The organism is Burkholderia sp. Ax-1720, from assembly GCF_011753035.1.
Classification (GTDB): Bacteria; Pseudomonadota; Gammaproteobacteria; order Burkholderiales; family Burkholderiaceae; genus Burkholderia; species Burkholderia gladioli.
This window is the reverse complement of record NZ_VWWK01000010.1, coordinates 71,766-90,792: the sequence shown is the minus strand read 5'-3', so window position 1 is coordinate 90,792 and position 19,027 is coordinate 71,766. Positions and strand designations below refer to the sequence as shown.

The 19,027-nt window shown below is 67.9% G+C and carries 13 protein-coding genes; 8 read left to right on the top strand and 5 right to left on the bottom strand.

From position 1 onward, the window contains the following. The coding region (locus tag F3J18_RS05695; protein ID WP_166911859.1) for a DNA polymerase Y family protein at nucleotides 1-1,034 on the top strand (1,034 nt) is incomplete at its 5' end. Between the two features lie 13 nt (nucleotides 1,035-1,047). Here the strand turns inward: F3J18_RS05695 and F3J18_RS05690 are convergent. Further along, nucleotides 1,048-3,135, bottom strand: a complete 2,088-nt coding sequence (locus F3J18_RS05690) for a lipoxygenase family protein (protein WP_240156363.1) — start codon at nucleotides 3,133-3,135, stop codon at nucleotides 1,048-1,050. Between the two features lie 543 nt (nucleotides 3,136-3,678). Here F3J18_RS05690 and F3J18_RS05685 point away from each other — a divergent pair. The 7 genes from F3J18_RS05685 (at nucleotide 3,679) to nagE (ending at nucleotide 15,690) form a co-directional block, all read left to right on the top strand. Next, the gene (locus tag F3J18_RS05685; protein WP_166911857.1) at nucleotides 3,679-6,921 is read left to right on the top strand and encodes an error-prone DNA polymerase; all 3,243 of its coding nucleotides are present in this window, start codon (nucleotides 3,679-3,681) and stop codon (nucleotides 6,919-6,921) included. A gap of 149 nt (nucleotides 6,922-7,070) precedes the next feature. Then, complete coding sequence (locus F3J18_RS05680; protein WP_046579742.1) at nucleotides 7,071-7,706, top strand: YbhB/YbcL family Raf kinase inhibitor-like protein; 636 nt, start codon at nucleotides 7,071-7,073, stop codon at nucleotides 7,704-7,706. A gap of 2 nt (nucleotides 7,707-7,708) precedes the next feature. After that, the gene (locus F3J18_RS05675) at nucleotides 7,709-8,623 is read left to right on the top strand and encodes a helix-turn-helix transcriptional regulator (protein ID WP_205195311.1); all 915 of its coding nucleotides are present in this window, start codon (nucleotides 7,709-7,711) and stop codon (nucleotides 8,621-8,623) included. 508 nt (nucleotides 8,624-9,131) lie between these two features. Further along, nucleotides 9,132-10,235 (top strand): N-acetylglucosamine-6-phosphate deacetylase, encoded by a 1,104-nt coding sequence (nagA, locus tag F3J18_RS05670; protein WP_013699439.1) that lies wholly within the window; start codon nucleotides 9,132-9,134, stop codon nucleotides 10,233-10,235. After that, nucleotides 10,228-11,235 carry an SIS domain-containing protein gene (locus F3J18_RS05665; RefSeq protein ID WP_036036238.1) on the top strand — a complete coding sequence of 336 codons (1,008 nt, stop codon included), beginning with the start codon at nucleotides 10,228-10,230 and terminating at the stop codon, nucleotides 11,233-11,235. The genes nagA and F3J18_RS05665 overlap by 8 nt, the downstream gene beginning before the upstream one ends. Before the next feature lie 16 nt (nucleotides 11,236-11,251). Next, nucleotides 11,252-13,834, top strand: a complete 2,583-nt coding sequence (gene ptsP, locus F3J18_RS05660) for a phosphoenolpyruvate--protein phosphotransferase (protein ID WP_166911855.1) — start codon at nucleotides 11,252-11,254, stop codon at nucleotides 13,832-13,834. An 86-nt stretch (nucleotides 13,835-13,920) separates the two neighbouring features. Beyond that, complete coding sequence (gene nagE / locus F3J18_RS05655; protein WP_025097023.1) at nucleotides 13,921-15,690, top strand: N-acetylglucosamine-specific PTS transporter subunit IIBC; 1,770 nt, start codon at nucleotides 13,921-13,923, stop codon at nucleotides 15,688-15,690. 119 nt (nucleotides 15,691-15,809) lie between these two features. Here nagE and cydX read toward each other — a convergent pair whose 3' ends face one another. The 4 genes from cydX to cydP form a co-directional block, all read right to left on the bottom strand. Further along, nucleotides 15,810-15,929 (bottom strand): cytochrome bd-I oxidase subunit CydX, encoded by a 120-nt coding sequence (gene cydX / locus F3J18_RS05650; RefSeq protein WP_013699435.1) that lies wholly within the window; start codon nucleotides 15,927-15,929, stop codon nucleotides 15,810-15,812. Between the two features lie 66 nt (nucleotides 15,930-15,995). Next, nucleotides 15,996-17,132 (bottom strand): cytochrome d ubiquinol oxidase subunit II, encoded by a 1,137-nt coding sequence (gene cydB / locus F3J18_RS05645; RefSeq protein ID WP_025097022.1) that lies wholly within the window; start codon nucleotides 17,130-17,132, stop codon nucleotides 15,996-15,998. Nucleotides 17,133-17,169: 37 nt separating this feature from the next. Next, a complete protein-coding gene (locus F3J18_RS05640; RefSeq protein ID WP_036049121.1) occupies nucleotides 17,170-18,741 on the bottom strand; it encodes a cytochrome ubiquinol oxidase subunit I in 1,572 nt (523 codons plus the stop codon). Next, the gene (gene cydP / locus F3J18_RS05635) at nucleotides 18,731-19,000 is read right to left on the bottom strand and encodes a cytochrome oxidase putative small subunit CydP (RefSeq protein ID WP_166911853.1); all 270 of its coding nucleotides are present in this window, start codon (nucleotides 18,998-19,000) and stop codon (nucleotides 18,731-18,733) included. Before cydP ends, F3J18_RS05640 begins: the two co-directional genes overlap by 11 nt. Nucleotides 19,001-19,027 lie beyond the last annotated feature (27 nt).

Genomic DNA, 19,027 nt, shown 5'->3' with positions numbered 1-19,027 from the left:
TGGCGCGCGCCCGGCCACGTCGGGGGCGGCGCCGGCGCGTGATGCGCGAGGCCACGCTGCGGTGCTCGCTCGATGCGTTGCCTTGCGAGCTGATGCCGGCCGCGCGCGATTACGCCGGCTGGCTCGACGGGCTCGGCTGCGCGACGCTGGCCGATCTGCGCCGGCTGCCGCGTGCCGGCTTGCAGCGGCGCTGCGGGCCCGAACTGCTGGCCTCGCTCGATCGCGCCTATGGCGACTTGCCCGAGCCCTTTGCCTGGCTGCCGATTCCCCCCGAATTCGATGTGCGGCTCGAACTGCCCGAACGCGTCGAGCATGCCGAGGCGGTGCTGTTCGTCGCGCGCCGTCTGGTCGCCCAGCTCGGCGGCTGGCTGGCCGCGCGGCAGTTGTCGGTCGCGGTGCTGCGCTTCGATCTCGATCACGAACGCGGCCGCGCGGCGGTGCCGCCCACCGCCATCGAGCTTGCCTTTGCCGAACCGACGCGCGACGAAACGCATTGCCTGCGCGTGCTCGGCGAACGGCTCGCGTGCCTCGAATTGCCGGCCGCGGTGCTCGCGGTGCGGCTCGTCGCGATACGCGTCGAATCGGTCGCGCCGCCGCCCGTCGACCTGTTTCCCGAGCCGGGGCGCACGCGCGAGGCCCGCGCGCGGCTCGTCGAGTTGCTGAGCGCCCGGCTCGGCGCGGACAACGTGCTGCGCGCCGTGCCTTCGGCCGACTATCGCCCCGAAACCGCGAACCGCTGGCTGCCCCTGCATGCGCCGGCCGGGCGCTTGCCGGCCCAGCCGATCGCGTCGCCGCGTCCGGCCTGGCTGCTGGCCGAGCCGATTCCGCTCGCGATGCGCGATGAGCGGCCCTGCTATCGCGGGCAGCTTCGCATCGTGTCGAGCTTCGAGCGTATCGAGGGCGGCTGGTTCGACGGCCGGATCGTCCTGCGCGACTACCACGTCGCGCAGGACGAGGACGGGGCCTGTTACTGGATCTATCAGGATCGCGAGGGCGAGGCGCGGCGCTGGTTCCTGCACGGCCTGTTCGGGTGAGGCGATGGGGAACTCAGATATTCGTGCTCGCCGGAATCCTGCTGGGCAACAGGTAGGGATAGGGCCAAGGGCGGTTCCGGTTGCGCAGATTGATGAGGTCCTCGATTTTCTCGAGCGATTGCCTGAATCTCTGCAAGGGGCCGCCATCTCCCGTGATCCTGGGATCGACCATGAGAGGGCGGTGCGGGAAGCTATTGCAGAGATAGTCCCCGAGCTTTCGATAATGGACCCCGCCCAATATCGTGTAGATGGCGATACGTTCGATCGCCGAGATCATGGGCGGCAGCATGGCCTCCCAGTCTCGTCGCGATTGACCGTTGATCGAGGTGGGCGCCGGGGCGCACGAGAGGGCCGATAGCGCGGGCGCATAGAGGCAGTAGTCGGGCTGCGAAAAATTGACGGCCGCGTGCTGCGCGCTCGCGTTGAAGATGACCAGGGTCAGGACGTCGATCAGCTGTTGCCGGGATTGGATCGTCACGAAACCCTTCACCCGGCCGCTACCGGCCACGTCCTTGGTCCAGGCCGCCAGTTCGTAGTCGTTGATCACGGCGCTGTCCGACAGGTAATAGACACCGACGTATTCACCAACCCACCGCCGGATGGCATTCCAGATCAGCATGCCGTCGTCGCGATACGGATAGTCCGGCAGGTCGTACGGGTTGTCGATCTTCCGGTTCGCCAGTTCCCTGGGCAGCATGTGCTCGTAGAAATCGAAGGCCAGCCTGTCCGCGGCGATTTCGGCGGCGATCCGCGGTATCGGCGCGGCGAACAGCGTGTTGATGAAACCCAGCGGGACGTTGGGCAGCAGCGCCAGCGCGGCGCCCTCGTTGATGAACAAGGTGCCTTCGAAATGAGGCATCAGCAAGGGGTGCAGGGGATGCGCGGGCGGAAGGTTGCGGTTCGTCGCCATGGCGAACGCTTCGCTGACCAGATGGGTGCGCGCCAGGTGCACGTACATCTCGTGATAGTTCTCCTCGGCGTTCTGGACCACGGTCTTGGCTTGCTGCCAGGCCCAATACGCGGATTCGTCGGAGGCGGGGGCGGGCAGGAAGAGGGGATGAGTCGCCGGATCCTGCCCGCATTGAATCGCGACGGGCACCAGCGATTCCGCGCCCCGAGGGCGCGCGAACAGGGCGATCGGCGCAAATGCGTAGCCCTTGCCCGTCAGCAGCTTCGAGACCGGCCCCGAGGTCGCCAGGGCGCGATTGTCGACATAGTCGAGCAGGTAGAGCCGGCGTTCGCGAGCCGCGGCGGAAAGATCGTCGGCGTTGCCCATCACCTGCCGATACTGCTGGTCGGTCAGGGGGAATTTCGCGGGCAGCTCCGATACGCCCTGGATGAGAACCGGGTTCTGGCCGCTCACGCGCAGGCGCGCGAAGACGTCGTCCCGGTGAAAATGGTCGGCATATTCGGGGAGCTTGATGGTCGCGAACAGCGCCTTGTACTTGTCCTCGCCGTTCACGTTGTGCATGGCGGTGTAGCGGGCATCGGTGGGAGCGATGGCGCCATGGATGAAGCTGTTGATGTCGGTGAGCAGGCCGATGATTTTTCTATTGAGATTCGCGAGTCTTTGCGGAGTGTTCGAGCCGCTCGGATTCTTGAGAATCGAATCGTAGCTGGCCTGTGCCGAGTCGATGCCTCTGCATATCCTGTCGATCGTTGTTTTCCAGGCTACGCCTAATTCGCCCGGTATTGCGGCAATGAAATTAACGAGAATCCTGGCGATGATCGAGGCGAATTTCAATAACCACTCGAGTGAGGGGAGATCGTCGTAAGTCACGGTGGCTGCCATCGGAATGCCGGTGGCGTTGGGGAATCGAGTCGTCCACCTATATTGGATATGCCGTTGATTCACTTGATTGCGGCGATTGATCTTTCCGATGAAGCTGTCGTTTTGCGGAAGAAGGGGAAGGGATGCGCCGAGGCGGCTGGAGGCGGGTGGCATCGACGGCTGGGCCGAGGCCGAGGCGGCATTCGCGTTATTGAGGACATTGTCGAGCAGGGTGCTTAATCCGGCCAGTAATCCTGCTTTTGCCGTGGCGGGCAGGATCGCGGTGCTGGAGAGAATGGCGGCTTTTTTCAATGCGTCTCTTCGTTTCAAGATAAATGTCCATGGCTGAAGGGTTGATGCGCTTGCGATTGTTGTTGGGGTGTGTGGAAGTATTTTTTTGCATTTGATTGTGGGTTGATTCGAAGAGAGGGTTTGTCTGAAAAGTCGCGTTTTGTATTTTGATTTGATATTGGTCAATGCAGAGGACGGGATATATTTGTCCGGGAGCATTGAGGAGGCGCGGCGACGCAAGCTGTCCTGACTGCGGGTGGGGCTGAGGGAAACGGGGCGGAATCGTCCGGGAATCTTCTGTTTGACGGATCTGCAACGGGCCGGGATTTTGCGTCACAATACTGTATGCATATCCAGTATTGTGGGTCCTCATCATGAACCGTCTGGTCGTCCTTTCCCGCCGCCGTGCGTCATCGCACGCGATGCCGATGCCAGGGCATTTCGCGAACGCCGGGCGAAGCAGCCAGGCCATCGAGCGCGGTCGCCTTCCGAAGGGCGGGAGGGCTGTCTGCCACGGTGGCCGCCAAGGCGGGGAAGACGAGTCGCCGCGCGGATTCCCTCACGGCCTGTCCGGGTGAGGCGATGGCGATTCCGAATGCCTTGCCCGCTTATGCGGAGCTGTTCTGCCGATCGAACTTCTCGTTCCTGCACGGCGCCTCGGCGGCCGAGGAACTGGTCGAGCGCGCGCAGGCGCTTGGCTATCGCGGCATCGCGATCACCGACGAGTGCTCGCTGGCAGGCGCGCCGCGCATGCACGTGGCCGCGAAGGCGAATGCCGAAGCCTTGCTCAAGCAATGGGAAGAGGCGGGCAGCGATCCGGCCAGCAAGCCCGAGCCGCTGCGCCTGGTGATCGGCTCGTATTTCGAGGTGACGGCCGATGTGGTGGCGCCGGGCGGCGATCCGGGCCCTGGCGCCTTCGGGCTGGTGCTGCTCGCGCGCAATCGCGAGGGTTACGGCAATCTCTCCGAGCTGATCTCGTGGCGGCGCATGGCGTCGAAGAAGGGCACTTACACGCTGACGCCGCGCATGCTGGCTGCCCCGCCTTCCGAGTTCGCGCATCTGCGCGGCGTGCCCGATTGCTTCGCGATCCTCGTGCCGAGTTATCCCGTGCGTGCCGACGTGCTCGATGCGCAGGTGGCGTGGTTCAAGCACGTCTTCGGCGAGCAGGCGCGGCTCGGACTCGTGCAGTTGGGGCGAGCGCTCGATGGCGTCTATCGCGAGACGATCGAGGCCGCGAGTGTGCAGCGCGCGATGCCGTTGGTCGCGCTCGGTGACGTGACCATGCATGCGCGTTCCTGCAAGCCCTTGCAGGACATCATGACGGCGATTCGCGTCGGGCAGCCGGTCGGTGAATGCGGTTATGCGCTGGCGTCGAATGCCGAGCAGCATCTGCGCAGGCTGGGGCGGATCGGGCGGCTGTTTCCGGCGGAGGCGCTTGCGGAGACTTGTCGGGTGCTTGGTGCCTGTTGCTTCGAGATGGGGGACTTGAAGTACGAGTATCCGCGCGAGATCGTGCCCGAAGGGATGACGCCGACCCAATACCTGGAGCAGGAAACCTGGAGTGGCGCGCGCAAACGCTACCCGAACGGTGTTCCCGATTCGGTGAAGGAGCGTATCGAGTACGAACTGGGCCTGATCGCCGAGATGGAGTACGAACCGTTCTTTCTCACCGTCTACGACGTTGTCAAGTTTGCCCGCAGCCAACAGATCCTCTGCCAGGGCCGCGGCTCCGCCGCGAACTCGGTGGTCTGCTATTGCCTGGGTGTGACCGCGGCGGATCCCGGCCGGACCACCATGTTGTTCGAGCGCTTCATCAGTCGTGAGCGCGGCGAGCCGCCCGATATCGACGTGGACTTCGAGCATGAGCGACGCGAGGAGGTCATTCAGTATATCTATCGAAAATACGGCAATGACCGAGCGGCACTCGCGGCGGCTGTCTCGACCTATCGCCCGCGCGGTGCGCTGCGTGAAACCGGCAAGGCGCTTGGTGTCGACCTGATGCTGGTCGAGCGTGTCGCCAAGGAGCATCGGTGGTTCGACGGCCGCGCCGATTTGCTTGCACGTTTCGCTTCGGTTGGGCTCGACCCCTCAGCGCAGATCATCCAGGCCTGGGCCGAGATGGCTTCGAGGCTGCTCGGTTTTCCGCGTCATCTGTCACAGCATTCCGGTGGCTTCGTGATCAGCCGCGATAAGCTCACACGACTGGTACCGGTCGAGAATGCCGCGATGGAAGGGCGATGCGTAATCCAGTGGGACAAGGACGACCTCGAGGCGCTCGGGTTGATGAAGGTCGATGTGCTCGCCCTCGGCATGTTGACGGCCTTGCGGCGCGCGTTCGATTTCGTCGGCGAGTGGCGCGGCAAGCGCATGAGCATCGATGACATTCGCGAGGGCGACAAGGCGACCTACGACATGATCTCGAATGCCGATACGGTGGGTGTATTCCAGATCGAGTCGCGCGCGCAGATGTCGATGTTGCCGAGATTGCGGCCGGAGAATTACTACGATCTCGTGATCGAGGTCGCGATCGTGCGGCCTGGGCCGATCCAGGGTGGTGCCGTGCATCCCTACCTGAAGCGGCGGCAAGGACTCGAACCGGTCAGTTATCTGAAGGATGACCTCAGACCTGCGCTGGAGCGCACCAAGGGCGTTCCGATCTTCCAGGAACAGGTGATGCAGATCGCCATCATTGCGGCCGGCTTCACCCCGGGCGAGGCCGACGAGCTGCGGCGCGCGATGGCGGCCTGGAAACGCAAGGGCAACCTGGAGAAGTATCGCGAGAAGATCGTCAAGGGCATGGCGGAGCGTAATTACCCCTCGGAGTTCGCCAGCCAGATCTTCGAGCAGATCAAGGGCTTCGGCGAATACGGTTTCCCGGAAAGCCACGCGGCGAGCTTCGCGATCCTCGTCTACGCCAGCAGCTGGCTCAAGTGCCACGAGCCGGCGATCTTCCTCGCCTCGCTGCTGAACAGCCAGCCGATGGGTTTCTATCCGCCCGCGCAACTGGTGCAGGACGCCAAGCGACACGGCGTGACGGTGCGCCCGATCGACGTGACGGCGAGCAACTGGGATGCCTCGCTCGAACCGCTGCCCGACGAGCCGCCGCCCGAAGGCCGCCCGGCGGTACGTCTCGGCATGTCGCTGGTTGCCGGACTGGGCCGCGAAGCCGCGCTGCGAATCGAGGCAGCACGCCAGCAGGGCCCTTTCGCGAGCGTCGACGACCTCGCGCGCCGCGCGCGGCTCGAACGGCGCGACCTGGAGGCACTGGCGGCCGCGAACGCCTTCGCCACGCTGGCCGGCAACCGGCGCGACGCCTTGTGGCAGGCGGTGGCCGCCGCGCCCTCGCGCGACCTGCTGGCGATGGCGCCGATCGACGAGCCGGTGCGGCCCGAACTCGGGGCACCGTCCGAGGCCGACGACATCGTCGCCGACTATCGCACCATCGGCCTGACGCTGAACCGCCACCCGGTCGCGCTGCTGCGCGAGCAACTGCGCGCGCGGCGGCTGGCTTCCGCGCAGGAGCTGGCGCAGCATCGCAATCGCCGCCTGGCCCGCGCCTGCGGAATCGTGACGGCGCGGCAGATGCCGAGCACCGCGAAGGGCACGCTGTTCGTCACGCTCGAGGACGAGACCGGCAGCGTCAACATCATCGTTCGGCGCGAACTGCTCGAACGGCAGCGTCGCGAAATCCTCGATTCGCGGCTGCTGGCCGTCTACGGCGTCTGGCAATCCGAGAACGAGGTCCGGCACCTGATCGCGCAATACCTGGAGGACCTGACGCCGCTGCTGGGCAGCCTGCGCACCTCGAGCCGCGAGTTTCATTGAACGCGATGCGCTCCAGGCAATCAAAAAGATCCGAATTGGCGCATCAGTGATCGTATTTGCGATCATCGATGCGCCCGAGCTCCCTACAATACGTGCTCCCGCATGCGGCTTCGCCGCTGCCCCGATCACCCACCTGGACGGACTCTTCCATGCAGCTCAGCAGCCAGAATTTCCAAGACGGCCAGCCGATCCCCGGCGAATTCGCCTTCGCCGTGCCCGATGCGGCCAGCCATGTCGCGTTGTCGGCCAACCGCAATCCGCAGCTCGCCTGGCGCGACGTGCCCGCGGGTACGCAATCCTTCGTGCTGGTCTGCCACGATCCCGACGTGCCGAGCCGCGGCGACGACGTGAACCAGGAAGGGCGCGTGGTGCCGGCCTCGCTGCCGCGTGTCGATTTCTTCCACTGGCTGCTGCTCGACATCCCGGCCGGCACCACGGAGATCGCGGCCGGCGCGCAGTCCGACGGCGTCACGCCGCGCGGCAAGCCGGGCCCGCAGGCGCCGGCCGGCCTGCGCCACGGCATCAACGACTACACCGGCTGGTTCGCCGGCGACGAGCAGATGAAGGGCGACTACTACGGCTACGACGGCCCCTGCCCGCCGTGGAACGACGAGATCGTCCATCACTACGTGTTCACCGTGTATGCGCTGGGCGCGCCCAGGCTCGAGGTGGACGGCCCGCTCACGGGCGCGAACGTGCGCGCCGCGCTGGCCAAGGCGCCGGTGCTCGGGCAGGCGAGCCTGACGGGCCTCTACAGCCTGAATCCCGCCGTGACGATCGGCTGAGGATGGATGCGCGGGATCCGGGTTCGGCCGCGACGCCGCCGGCGCGTATCGCGGCCGGCGGCGGGGAAAACGGCGCCGCCCGTCCCGTCGAGGCGGACCCGGCCGCCTGGCGCTCGCCTTCGGGCGAGCCGCTGTTCCGGCGCGCGCTCTGCGCGCTGGGCCAGCCCTGCCTGAGCCAGCCCCAGGCCACCTCGCGCTTCGTGTTCCATGACGCGACCCTGTTGCTGATCGCCGCGGGCCGGCTCGACATCGACGACGGCCTCGCGCCGCTTTCGGTCGATGCGCCGGATTCGCTGGTGCTGGTCGACCCGGGCAGTCGCGCCGACCTGCTGAAGACGCCGGGCGGTGCCGAGCGGCGTTTTCGCTCGGTCTTCCTGGGCTTGTCGGGCGCCTTGCTCGACGATCTGGAGCGCGCCGCACCGAGTCCGCGCGCGCCGGCACCGAAGGCGCCATGGCGCTGCGTGCCGCTCGATACGGATCTCGCCGCCACGCTACGCCACGTGCTCGACAGCATCGCCGCTCCCGCGATCAGCGACGAGCGCCTGCGCCTCCGCCTGCTGGACCTGCTGCTGGCGCTCGCCGAACGCGGCCAGCGCTTCGCCCGACTCGACGCCGGCAGCACGGCCGCGCGCCTGCGCACGCTGATCGCCGAGGCGCCGGCGCATCACTGGACCGCGCAGACGGCCGGCAAGGCGCTGGCGATGAGCGCCGCCACCTTGCGGCGGCGCCTGGCGGCCGAGCAGGCGGCCTTCGAGGACCTGCTGATCGAGGTGCGCATGCACCACGCGATGATGCTGGTGCAGACCACGGCCTGGGGCATCGCGCATATCGCCGAGGCTTGCGGCTACCGATCTCGCGCCCGTTTCACGGAGCGCTTCCAGGCGCGTTTCGGCTGCCTGCCCTCGACGGTCAGATAAACCCTCCTGCCTCCCTCTTCGATAGATACCAGTTCGCCGAACTGGTCCTATGCAGGTATGGTTCGCTTGCCGAACCCGCCGTCTTTATCGCCCCCCACGAGCCACTGGTATTCGACCTACGGGTAAATCCCGAGGCGCCAAAGCCTGATAAACAAAGCCGATTTCGCGCTAAAACGCTTGCCGGGCACGGCTTTTCAAGATGACTCGGCGGCTCGTCCATCAAAATTGACTGGTATTAGTTTGGTTATATAATCACCTCGCTTCGGACGGGTGGGCCCGTCGCGGCGAACCGGTCCGCGACGCACACGGCAGCGGCAGGACGATCCGTCGGCCGCCATCGCCCGTCCGGACGACGGGCACGCGCATCGCTACGCGCCAGGCGGGGAACCCGCCGCCGATCGTGCTGTCCCGTCCATCAGCCGCCCGCATCGAGGCTCGATGCCAAGTCCATCGGGGCCCGCCGGCCGGCTTCCTCTCGCAACCGCAATACCGGAGTCAAGTGAACGCGATGCTGACCGGAAATCTACTGACACCCGAGGGCTGGCGCCACGGCACGATCGAATTCGGCAATGGCCGGATCACGTCGCTGAGCGGCCGGCCGGTCGATCCCTCGCGCAACGACGACCCCTACATCGTGCCGGGCTTCATCGACCTGCACGTGCATGGCGGCGGCGGCGCCGACGTGATGGAGGGCGGCGACGCGATCGAGACGATCGGCCGGACCCACGCGCGCTACGGCACCACCAGCCTGCTGGCGACCACCATGACCGCGCCGCGCGACGAGCTGATGAACGTGGTCTCGCAACTGGGCGAGCGCGCGCGCCATCGCACGCCGGGCTGCGCCCGCGTGCTCGGGGTGCACCTGGAAGGTCCCTACATCAATCCCGGCAAGCTCGGCGCGCAGCCCGACGCGGCGGTTTCCGCCGCGCTCGACGAGGTGCTGCGCTACCTGTCGATCGCGCCGATCCGGGTGGTCACGCTGGCGCCCGAGATCGCAGGCCATATCGAGATCATCTCTGAGATGGCCGCGCGCGGCGTGCGCGTGCAGCTCGGCCATTCGCTGGCCACCTACGAGGACGGCGTGGCCGCGCTCAAGCACGGCGCCTGCGGCTTCACCCACCTGTTCAACGCGATGTCGCCGCTGCATCACCGCAATCCGGGCCTGGTCGGCGCGGCGCTCGCGCATGCCGAATACGCGGAAATAATCCCCGACCTGCTGCACGTGCATCCCGGCGCGATCCGCGCCGCGCTGCGCTCGATCCCGCGCCTGTACGTGGTGACCGACAGCACCTCGGCCACCGGCATGCCCGACGGCGAATACCGGCTCGGCAGCCAGCACGTCACCAAGTGCCTGGGCGGCGTGCGCCTGGCCGACGGCACGCTGGCCGGCAGCACCCTGACCATGGACCAGGCGTTCCGCAACCTGGTCTCGATTGGCCTGCCGATCGCCGACGTCTCGAACCGCATGTCGCGCTACGCGGCCGACTACCTCGGCATCGAGGACCGCGGCCGCCTGGCGCGCGGCGCCTGGGCCGACGTCGCGGTGTTCGACCGCGACCTGAACCTGACCGCGACCTATGTCGAAGGAGAATCGATTGTCGAATATGCTTGAAGAGGCGCGCCAGGCGTCGCAGGTAGTGGCCGCCCAGCTGGCCGATCTGTCGCGTGTCGAGGCGCTCGCCGAGCGCCTGCTGGCCACCCCGCCGCAAGTCGCGCTGACGGTCGCGCGCGGCAGCTCGGACCACGCGGCCAGCTATTTCGCCAGCCTCACCATGAGCCGCCTCGGCGTGCCGGTGGCCTCGCTGCCGATGTCGGTCGCGACCCTGCAGCAGGCGCCGCTGCGCGTGCGCGACCAGCTCGCGATCGCCTTCTCGCAGTCGGGCAAGAGCCCCGACCTGGTCAACACCATGGCCGCGCTGCGCGAGGCCGGCGCGCTGACGGTGGCTGCCGTCAACGTGCTGCCCTCGCCGCTGGGCGACGCCTGCGAGCACGCGCTGCCGATCAGCGCCGGCCCCGAGCTGTCGGTGGCTGCCACCAAGAGCTATATCGCCATGCTGTCGCTGTCGGCGCAGATCGTCGCGCTCTGGCAGCGCGACGCGGCGCTGATGACGGGCCTGCGCGCCCTGCCCGAAACGCTCGCCAAGGCCGGCACGCTCGACTGGACCCGCGCCATCGACGAGCTGCGCGAGGTCGAGCGCATGATCGTGATCGGCCGCGGGCTGGGCCTGGCGATCGCCCAGGAAGCCGCGCTCAAGCTCAAGGAAACCTCGGGCATCCAGGCCGAGGCCTTCTCGAGTGCCGAGGTGCGCCACGGCCCGATGGAGCTGATCGACCGCGACTACCCGCTGCTGGTGTTCGCGCCGCCCGGGCCCGAACAGGCCGGCCTGCTGCAGCTCGCCGCCGACATGCGCGCGCGCGGTGCGCGGGTGCTGCTGGCCGCGCCCGAAGGCACGCCCGAGGCGACCCTGCCGCTGGAACGCGCGGCCCACACGGCGCTCGATCCGATCGCCGCGATCCTGTCCTTCTACGTGATGGCAGCGCACCTGGCGGTGGCGCGAGGGCGCGATCCGGATGCGCCGCGTCACCTGAACAAAGTCACCGAAACTCACTGATCCCGCGAGATTGACGATGAGACGTGCCGAGGAGTCCCAGTTGAAGAAGCCATCCCCTGACCAGTTCGTGCTGCTCGCGCCGCTGACGGGGCCCGTCGTGCCGCTCGCCGACGTGCCGGACCCGGTGTTCTCCGGCGGCATGTTCGGCGACGGGATCGGTATCGATCCGCTCGAGGGCCGTCTGGTCGCGCCTTGCGAGGGCATCGTCACGCACCTGGCGCGCACCGGCCACGCGGTCACCATCACCACCGCCGAGGGCGCCGAGGTGCTGCTGCATATCGGTATCGACACGGTCGAGTTGAGCGGCCGCGGCTTCACGCCGAGGGTCGATGCGGGCGCGCGGGTGGCTCCCGGCGACGTGCTGGTCGAATTCGACCCGGACCTGGTCGCGCAAGCCGCGCCGAGCCTGGTCTCGGTGATCGCCATCGCGAATTCGGAAGCCTTCGAGATCGTCGAGCGCGCCGGCCGCGGCGTGGTGCGTGCCGGCCAGACGCCGCTGCTGACGCTGCGCGCGACCTCCACGGAAGTGGCCGCCGCCGCGCGCGACGTGGCCGACGCGATGGAAGCGCGTCGCCAGATCACGCTGGCCCACGCGGGCGGGCTGCATGCGCGGCCGGCCGCGCGCGCCCGGGAAGCGGCGCGCGGGCTCGACGCCAAGGTGCATATCCATTTCGGCGAGCGCAAGGCCGCGATCGAGAGCGTGGTCGGCCTGCTCGCGCTGGGCGCGGGCGAAGGCGCCGTGATCGAGCTGGTGGGCGTCGGCCCGCAGGCTGCCAAGGCAGTCGACGCGATCGCCGAGGAACTGCTGCGCGCCGCGCACGGCGAGGTGGAAGAGCGCCCGACGCGGCAGGCCTTCCCGGCGCCGGCGAGTGCGCCGCGCAATCCGGGCCAGCCGCTCGCGCCGAATACGCTGGCCGGCGTGTGCGCCGCGCCCGGCATCGCGGTCGGCCAACTGGTGCGCTGGGACCAGGCCGAGATCGTCCCGCCCGAGCTGGCGACCGGCACGCCGGCGGCCGAGAGCCGCCTGCTCGACCAGGCGCTCGGCGCGGTCGATGCCGAACTCGATCACACCGTGCGCAGCGCCTCGCAGCGCGGCGCGGTGGGCGAGGCCGGGATCTTCGCCGTGCATCGCGTGCTGCTGGAGGACCCGGCGCTGATCGACGCGGCGCGCGACCTGATCAGCCTCGGCAAGAGCGCCGGTTTCGCCTGGCGCGAAACCATCCGCGCGCAGATCGCCGTGCTCGGCAAGCTCGACGATCCGCTGCTGGCCGAGCGCGCCTCGGACCTGCGCGACATCGAGAAGCGCGTGCTGCGCGCGCTGGGCCTGAGCGCCGGCGCCGTGCGCGAGCTGCCCGACGAGGCCGTGCTCGCGGCCGAGGAATTCACGCCGTCGGACCTTTCCTCGCTGGACCGCCAGCGCGTCACCGCGCTGGTGATGGCACGCGGCGGCGCGACCTCGCATGCCTCGATCATCGCGCGCCAGCTCGGCATTCCGGCGCTGGTGGCGGTGGGCGACGCGCTGTTCGCGATCCCCGACGGCACCCAGGTGGTGGTCGATGCGACCGGCGGCCGGGTCGAACATGCGCCCACCGCGCTCGACGTCGAGCGCGCGCGCCTGGAGCGCCAGCGCCTGGCCGGCGTGCGCGAGGCCAATCGTCGCCTGTCGGGCGAGGCGGCCAGCACCACCGACGCGCGCCATATCGAGGTGGCCGCCAATATCGCCACGCTCGACGACGCGAAGACCGCCGTGGAGAACGGCGCCGACGCGGTCGGCCTGCTGCGCACCGAGCTGATGTTCATCCATCGCCAGGCCGCGCCGACCACCGACGAGCATCGCGACAGCTATCAATCGATCGTCGACGCGCTGCAGGGCCGCACCGCGATCATCCGCACGCTCGACGTGGGCGCGGACAAGGAAGTCGACTACCTGAGCCTGCCGCCCGAGCCGAACCCGGCGCTGGGCCTGCGCGGGATCCGCCTGGCCCAGGTGCGCCCGGACCTGCTCGACGACCAGCTGCAGGGCCTGCTGGCGGTCAAGCCGTTCGGCGCGGTGCGCATCCTGCTGCCGATGGTGACCGATGCCGGCGAGCTGGTGCGCATCCGCGAGCGCATCGACGGTTTCGCTCGCGCGCTGGGCCGCACCGAGCCGATCGAGGTCGGCGTGATGATCGAGGTGCCGTCGGCGGCGCTGCTGGCCGACCAGCTCGCCCAGCATGCCGACTTCCTCTCGATCGGCACCAACGACCTGACCCAGTACACGCTCGCCATGGACCGCTGCCAGGCCGACCTGGCGGCGCTCGCCGACGGCCTGCATCCGGCCGTGCTGCGCCTGGTCGATGCGACCGTGCGCGGCGCCGAGAAGCACGGCAAGTGGGTCGGCGTATGCGGCGCGCTGGGCGGCGATCCGGCGGCGGTGCCGGTGCTGGTCGGGCTCGGCGTCACCGAGCTGTCGGTCGACCCGGTCTCGGTGCCGGGCATCAAGGCGCGCGTGCGCGGCCTCGATTACGCGCTGTGCCGCCAGCGCGCCCAGGATCTGTTGTCGCTCGATTCCGCCCAGGCGGTTCGCGCGGCCAGTCGCGAAATCTGGCCGCAGGATTGAGCACGGCGGCAGCCGGATTCGCGTCGTAGTTCCCCCCGCAGCACATGCACATCAACAACGAAAGACGAGACGATTTGGAGATCTGAATGGACGGGAATCCGTTTCTGAAAATACAGAGCCTGGGCCGGGCGCTGATGCTGCCGATCGCGGTGTTGCCGGTCGCCGGCATCCTGCTGCGCCTGGGGCAGTCCGATGTACTCAACATCAAGATGATCGCCGACGCCGGCGGCGCGGTGTTCGACAACCTGCCGCTGCTGTTCGCGATCGGCGTGGCGGTCGGCTTCGCCAGGGACAACAACGGCGTGGCGGCGCTCGCGGGCGCGATCGGTTACCTGATCGAAACCGCGATCATGAAGGACATCGACCCGAAGCTGAACATGGGCGTGTTGTCCGGGATCATCGCCGGCATCGTGGCGGGGATGCTCTACAACCGCTACAAGGACATCAAGCTGCCGGACTACCTGGCCTTCTTCGGCGGCAAGCGCTTCGTGCCGATCGTCACAGGCCTGGTGTGCGTGATATTGGGGATCGTGTTCGGCTATATCTGGGGGCCGATCCAGAACGTGATCGACGCGGCCGGCCACTGGCTGACCACGGCCGGCGCGGTGGGGGCCTTCGTCTATGGCTTCCTGAACCGGCTGCTGCTGGTCACCGGCCTGCACCACATCATCAACTCGCTGGCCTGGTTCGTGTTCGGCAGCTTCACGCCGCCGGGCGGCGGCGCGGCGGTGACGGGCGACCTGCACCGCTTCTTCGCGGGCGACCCGAGCGCGGGCGGCTTCATGGCCGGCTTCTTCCCGATCATGATGTTCGGCCTGCCGGCCGCGTGCCTGGCGATGTTCCACGAGGCACCGAAGGAGCGCCGCGCGGTGGTGGGCGGCCTGCTGTTCTCGATGGCGCTGACCTCGTTCCTGACGGGCGTGACCGAGCCGATCGAATTCAGCTTCATGTTCCTCGCGCCGGTGCTCTACGTGATCCACGCGGTGCTGACGGGGCTCTCGCTGGCGATCTGCCAGTTGCTCGGCGTGAAGCTCGGCTTCACCTTCTCGGCCGGCGCGATCGACTACGTGCTGAACTACGGGCTGTCGACGAAGGGCTGGATCGCGATTCCGCTGGGCCTGGCCTACGCGGTTGCCTACTACGGCCTGTTCCGCTTCTTCATCCGCAAGTTCAACATGGCCACGCCGGGCCGCGAGCCGGCCACGGCCGAGGATGCGGCGACGAGCGGCGCGGCTGGCGGCCTGGCGCCGGCCGGCGCGGCGGCGCTTGCCGGCAACGCGGCACCGCGCGCGATCCGCTATATCGCGGCGCTCGGCGGCGCGGCCAACCTGTCGGTGGTCGATGCCTGCACCACGCGCCTGCGTCTGTCGGTGGTCGATCCCGAGAAGGTTTCGGAAGCGAACCTGAAGGCGATCGGCGCGCGCGGCGTGCTCAAGCGCGGCGGCAGCAGCGTGCAGGTGATCATCGGGCCGGAAGCGGACCTGATCGCCGACGAGATCCGCTCGGCGATCGGCAGCGGTGCGGCAGCGGGCGCGGTCAGCGCGCCGGCGGCAGCGGCGGCGGTGCCGGCTGGCGAGGCGGGCCCGCTCGATCCGGATCCGATGCGCTGGCTGGCCGTGTTCGGCGGCGCGACCAACGTGCTGTCGCTCGACGCGGTGGCGACCACGCGGCTGCGCGTGGTGGTGCGCGATCCATCGGCCGTCGATCGCGATCGCCTGGCGAGCCTTGACGTGGCCTGGGTCTCGACCGACACCTTCCACATCGTCTGCGGCTCGGCGGCATCGCGTTACGCGCAGCAACTGTCGACGCGTCTGCCGTCGACCGGCACGGGCGGCGCGGCGGCCCAGCCGGCCTGATCCGGGCCAGGGAAACCCGGTCGGGCAGCGTACCGCCCGACCAGTGGTTTCCAGCGGCGCATCAAGCACAAAAGGCACCCTCGGGTGCCTTTTGTCGTTTCTGCCGTGGAGCGGAAAGCTCAGTGCTGGCCTTTCTGCTTCTGCGCGTCGAGCGCTTCCTGCGACTCGAGCCACATCGCATTGATGACGCCGAAGGACAGCGCCACGCCGATGCCGAGGATCCAGGTGAAGTACCACATAGTCAATCTCCGGAAGAGAGCGGGTCGGTTGCTGCAAGCCGGGCCGAGCGGGGCCCGGCGCATGGGTCAGTAAAGCGAATGGCTGTTGTCCTCGAGCACCTTCGGCGTGATCTTGCCGCGCAGCACCCGATAGACCCAGCTGGTGTAGATCAGGATCAGCGGCAGGAACACGATCACGGCCACCAGCATCACCTCGAGCGTCATGTGGCTGGAGGTGGAATCCCAGACCGTCAGGCTGCTGCGCGGGTCGAGCGAGGACGGCATGATGAAGGGAAACATCGAGAACCCGGCCGTCAGGATCACGCCGATGATCAGCAGGCTGGTGGACAGGAAGGCGCTCTTCTCGAAGCGCGAGCAGGCCAGCAGCGCGGCCAGCACGCCGCCGACGAAGGCGATGGCCGGCGCGATCGTCATCCAGGGGTAGCGGTGGTAATTGCTCAGCCACAGCGCGTGGCCGGCCGCGACCTGCTTGAGCAGCGGATTGGCGACGGTATCGAACGGCGCGGCCTGGGTGATCTGGTAGCCGCCGATCGAGGTGCAGATCAGGGCGCCGGCCAGCGCGAACAGCACGATCGCGACGATCGCGCTGACGCGCAGCGCGCGGGCCGCGCGGCGGGCGATCACGCCTTCGGTCTTCATGCGGATGAAGGCGGCGCCGTGCGCGACCAGCATGCTCAGCGAGACCAGCCCGCAGAGCAGCGCGAACGGGTTCAGCAGCGCCCAGAAGCTGCCCGTGTAGGTGACGCGCAGGTCGCTGTCGAAGGCGAAGGGCACGCCCTGCAGCAGGTTGCCGAAGGCCACGCCGAACACCAGGGCCGGCACGAAGCCGCCGATGAACAGCCCCCAGTCCCAGCCGGCACGCCAGCGCGGGTCGCTGCGCTTGCTGCGGTAGTCGAAGCCGACCGGCCGGAAGAACAGCGCGAACAGCACCAGCAGCATCGCGAAGTAGAAGCCCGAGAACGAGGCGGCGTAGACCAGCGGCCAGGCCGCGAACATCGCGCCGCCGGCCGTGATCAGCCAGACCTGGTTGCCTTCCCAGGTGGCGCCGACCGTGTTGACGATGATGCGGCGCTCGTCGTCGGTCTTGCCGAGGAAGGGCAGCAGGGCGGTGGCGCCCATGTCGAAGCCGTCGGTGAGGGCGAAGCCGATCAGCAGCGTGCCGACCAGCACCCACCAGATCACCTTCAGAGTTGCGTAGTCCATGACGATTCCTTGTGCGGTTTCGGTGAGCCGGGCGCGATCAGGCCGCCGGGGCCGCCTGCTGTTCGTGGTGGTAGCGGCCGGTATGCAGCGAGGACGGGCCGAGGCGCGCGTACTTGAACATCAGCGTGATCTCGATCACGAACAGCGCCGTGTAGAACAGGATGAAGCCGGCGAGGCTCAGGTAGAGATCGGTGGGCGTGAGGCTGGAGGCCGACAGGTGGGTAGGCAGGATGCCGGCGATGGTCCAGGGCTGGCGGCCCACCTCGGCCACCACCCAGCCGAACTCGGCGGCCAGCCACGGCAGCGGGATCGCCCATACGGCCCAGCGCAGGAACCAGCGGCGCTTGGGCAGCAGCAGTTCGCGGCGCGCGCAGAACCAGAAGGCGAGCACGAAGGTGGCGAGGAACATGAAGCCGAGCAGCACCATCAGGCGGAACGAGAAGAACACCGGCGCCACCGGCGGGATGGTCTTCTTCGCGGCTTGCTCGATTTGCTGCGGCGTGGCGTCGGTGACGTTCGCGGTGAACTGCTTGAGCATCAGCCCGTAGCCGAGATAGGTCTTGTGCGCGTCGAAGCTGGCCTGGGTGGCCGCGCTGGTATCGCCTGCCTTGAGCTTCTCGAGTGCCGCGTAGGCGATCATGCCGCTGCGGATGTGGTCCTCGCTGCGCTTGATCAGCTCGTTGAGGCCGACCACCGGCTCGTCGATCGAGCGGGTGGCGATCAGGCCCAGCGCATAGGGAATGCGGATCGCGTAGTCGGTGCGCTGCTCGGCCTGGTTCGGGATCCCGAAGATCGTGAAGGCGGCCGGCGCCGGCGTGGTTTCCCATTCCGATTCGATCGCGGCCAGCTTGACCTGCTGCACTTCGCCGGTGGTGTAGCCCGATTCGTCGCCGAGCACGATCACGCACAGCGTCGAGGCCAGGCCGAAGCCGGCCGCCACCGCGAACGAGCGCAGCGCGAAGGCGGTGTCGCGGCGGCGCAGCAGGTACCAGGAGGAGATGCCCAGCACGAACATCGAGGCCGTCACGTAGCCGGCCGACACGGTATGCACGAACTTGACCTGCGCGACCGGGTTGAACAGCACGTCGAACAGGCTCGACAGTTCCATGCGCATGGTCTGGTAGTTGAACTCGGCGCCCACCGGGTTGTTCATCCAGCCGTTGGCCACCAGGATCCAGAGCGCCGAGAGATTCGAGCCGAGCGCCACCAGGAAGGTGACGATCAGGTGCTTGACGCGCGAGAGCTTGTTCCAGCCGAAGAAGAACAGGCCGACGAAGGTCGATTCGAGGAAGAAGGCCATCAGCCCTTCCACCGCGAGCGGCACGCCGAAGATGTCGCCGACGTAGTGCGAGTAGTAGGACCAGTTGGTGCCGAACTGGAATTCGAGCGTGATGCCGGTGGTCACGCCCATCGCGAAGTTGATGCCGAACAGCTTGCCCCAGAACTGGGTCATGTCCTTGTAGACCTGCTTGCCCGTCATCACGTAGACGGTTTCCATGATCACGAGCAGCCAGGACAGGCCGAGCGTGAGCGGGACGAACAGGAAGTGGTAGAGCGCGGTGATGCCGAACTGCAGACGCGACAGGTCGACGACTTCGCTACTGATCATGGTGGGCTCCCTTGGAGGAATCGGGGGCCGTCGGCCCGAGCAGGCGGGCGGCGACGACGGCGGGCGGCAACTGCATGTGCTCGGCCTGCGGGTGATTGAAGAACGCGTACTTGAGCGCCATCAGCAGCACCAGCTTGAGGGCCAGCACGACCGACAGGTCGCGCACCAGGGTGGGCCCCCGGGCCCAGGCGATGACGCGTGTGCGCAGCGTGGACCGGGCATCCTGCGAGGCGGATTTGCGGGTGAGGATCAGCGGCATGATCTGGTGGACGGCGCCCTGAGGTCG

What these genes read in the sequence shown, in the direction of transcription:
- cydB (WP_025097022.1), bottom strand. Translation starts at nt 17,132, where the DNA reads ATGGACTACGCAACTCTGAAGGTGATCTGGTGGGTGCTGGTCGGCACG.
- F3J18_RS05665 (WP_036036238.1), top strand. Translation starts at nt 10,228, where the DNA reads ATGCTTGAAGAGGCGCGCCAGGCGTCGCAGGTAGTGGCCGCCCAGCTG.
- F3J18_RS05680 (WP_046579742.1), top strand. Translation starts at nt 7,071, where the DNA reads ATGCAGCTCAGCAGCCAGAATTTCCAAGACGGCCAGCCGATCCCCGGC.
- F3J18_RS05685 (WP_166911857.1), top strand. Translation starts at nt 3,679, where the DNA reads ATGGCGATTCCGAATGCCTTGCCCGCTTATGCGGAGCTGTTCTGCCGA.
- ptsP (WP_166911855.1), top strand. Translation starts at nt 11,252, where the DNA reads ATGAGACGTGCCGAGGAGTCCCAGTTGAAGAAGCCATCCCCTGACCAG.
- F3J18_RS05640 (WP_036049121.1), bottom strand. Translation starts at nt 18,741, where the DNA reads ATGATCAGTAGCGAAGTCGTCGACCTGTCGCGTCTGCAGTTCGGCATC.
- nagA (WP_013699439.1), top strand. Translation starts at nt 9,132, where the DNA reads ATGCTGACCGGAAATCTACTGACACCCGAGGGCTGGCGCCACGGCACG.
- cydP (WP_166911853.1), bottom strand. Translation starts at nt 19,000, where the DNA reads ATGCCGCTGATCCTCACCCGCAAATCCGCCTCGCAGGATGCCCGGTCC.
- nagE (WP_025097023.1), top strand. Translation starts at nt 13,921, where the DNA reads ATGGACGGGAATCCGTTTCTGAAAATACAGAGCCTGGGCCGGGCGCTG.
- F3J18_RS05675 (WP_205195311.1), top strand. Translation starts at nt 7,709, where the DNA reads ATGGATGCGCGGGATCCGGGTTCGGCCGCGACGCCGCCGGCGCGTATC.
- cydX (WP_013699435.1), bottom strand. Translation starts at nt 15,929, where the DNA reads ATGTGGTACTTCACCTGGATCCTCGGCATCGGCGTGGCGCTGTCCTTC.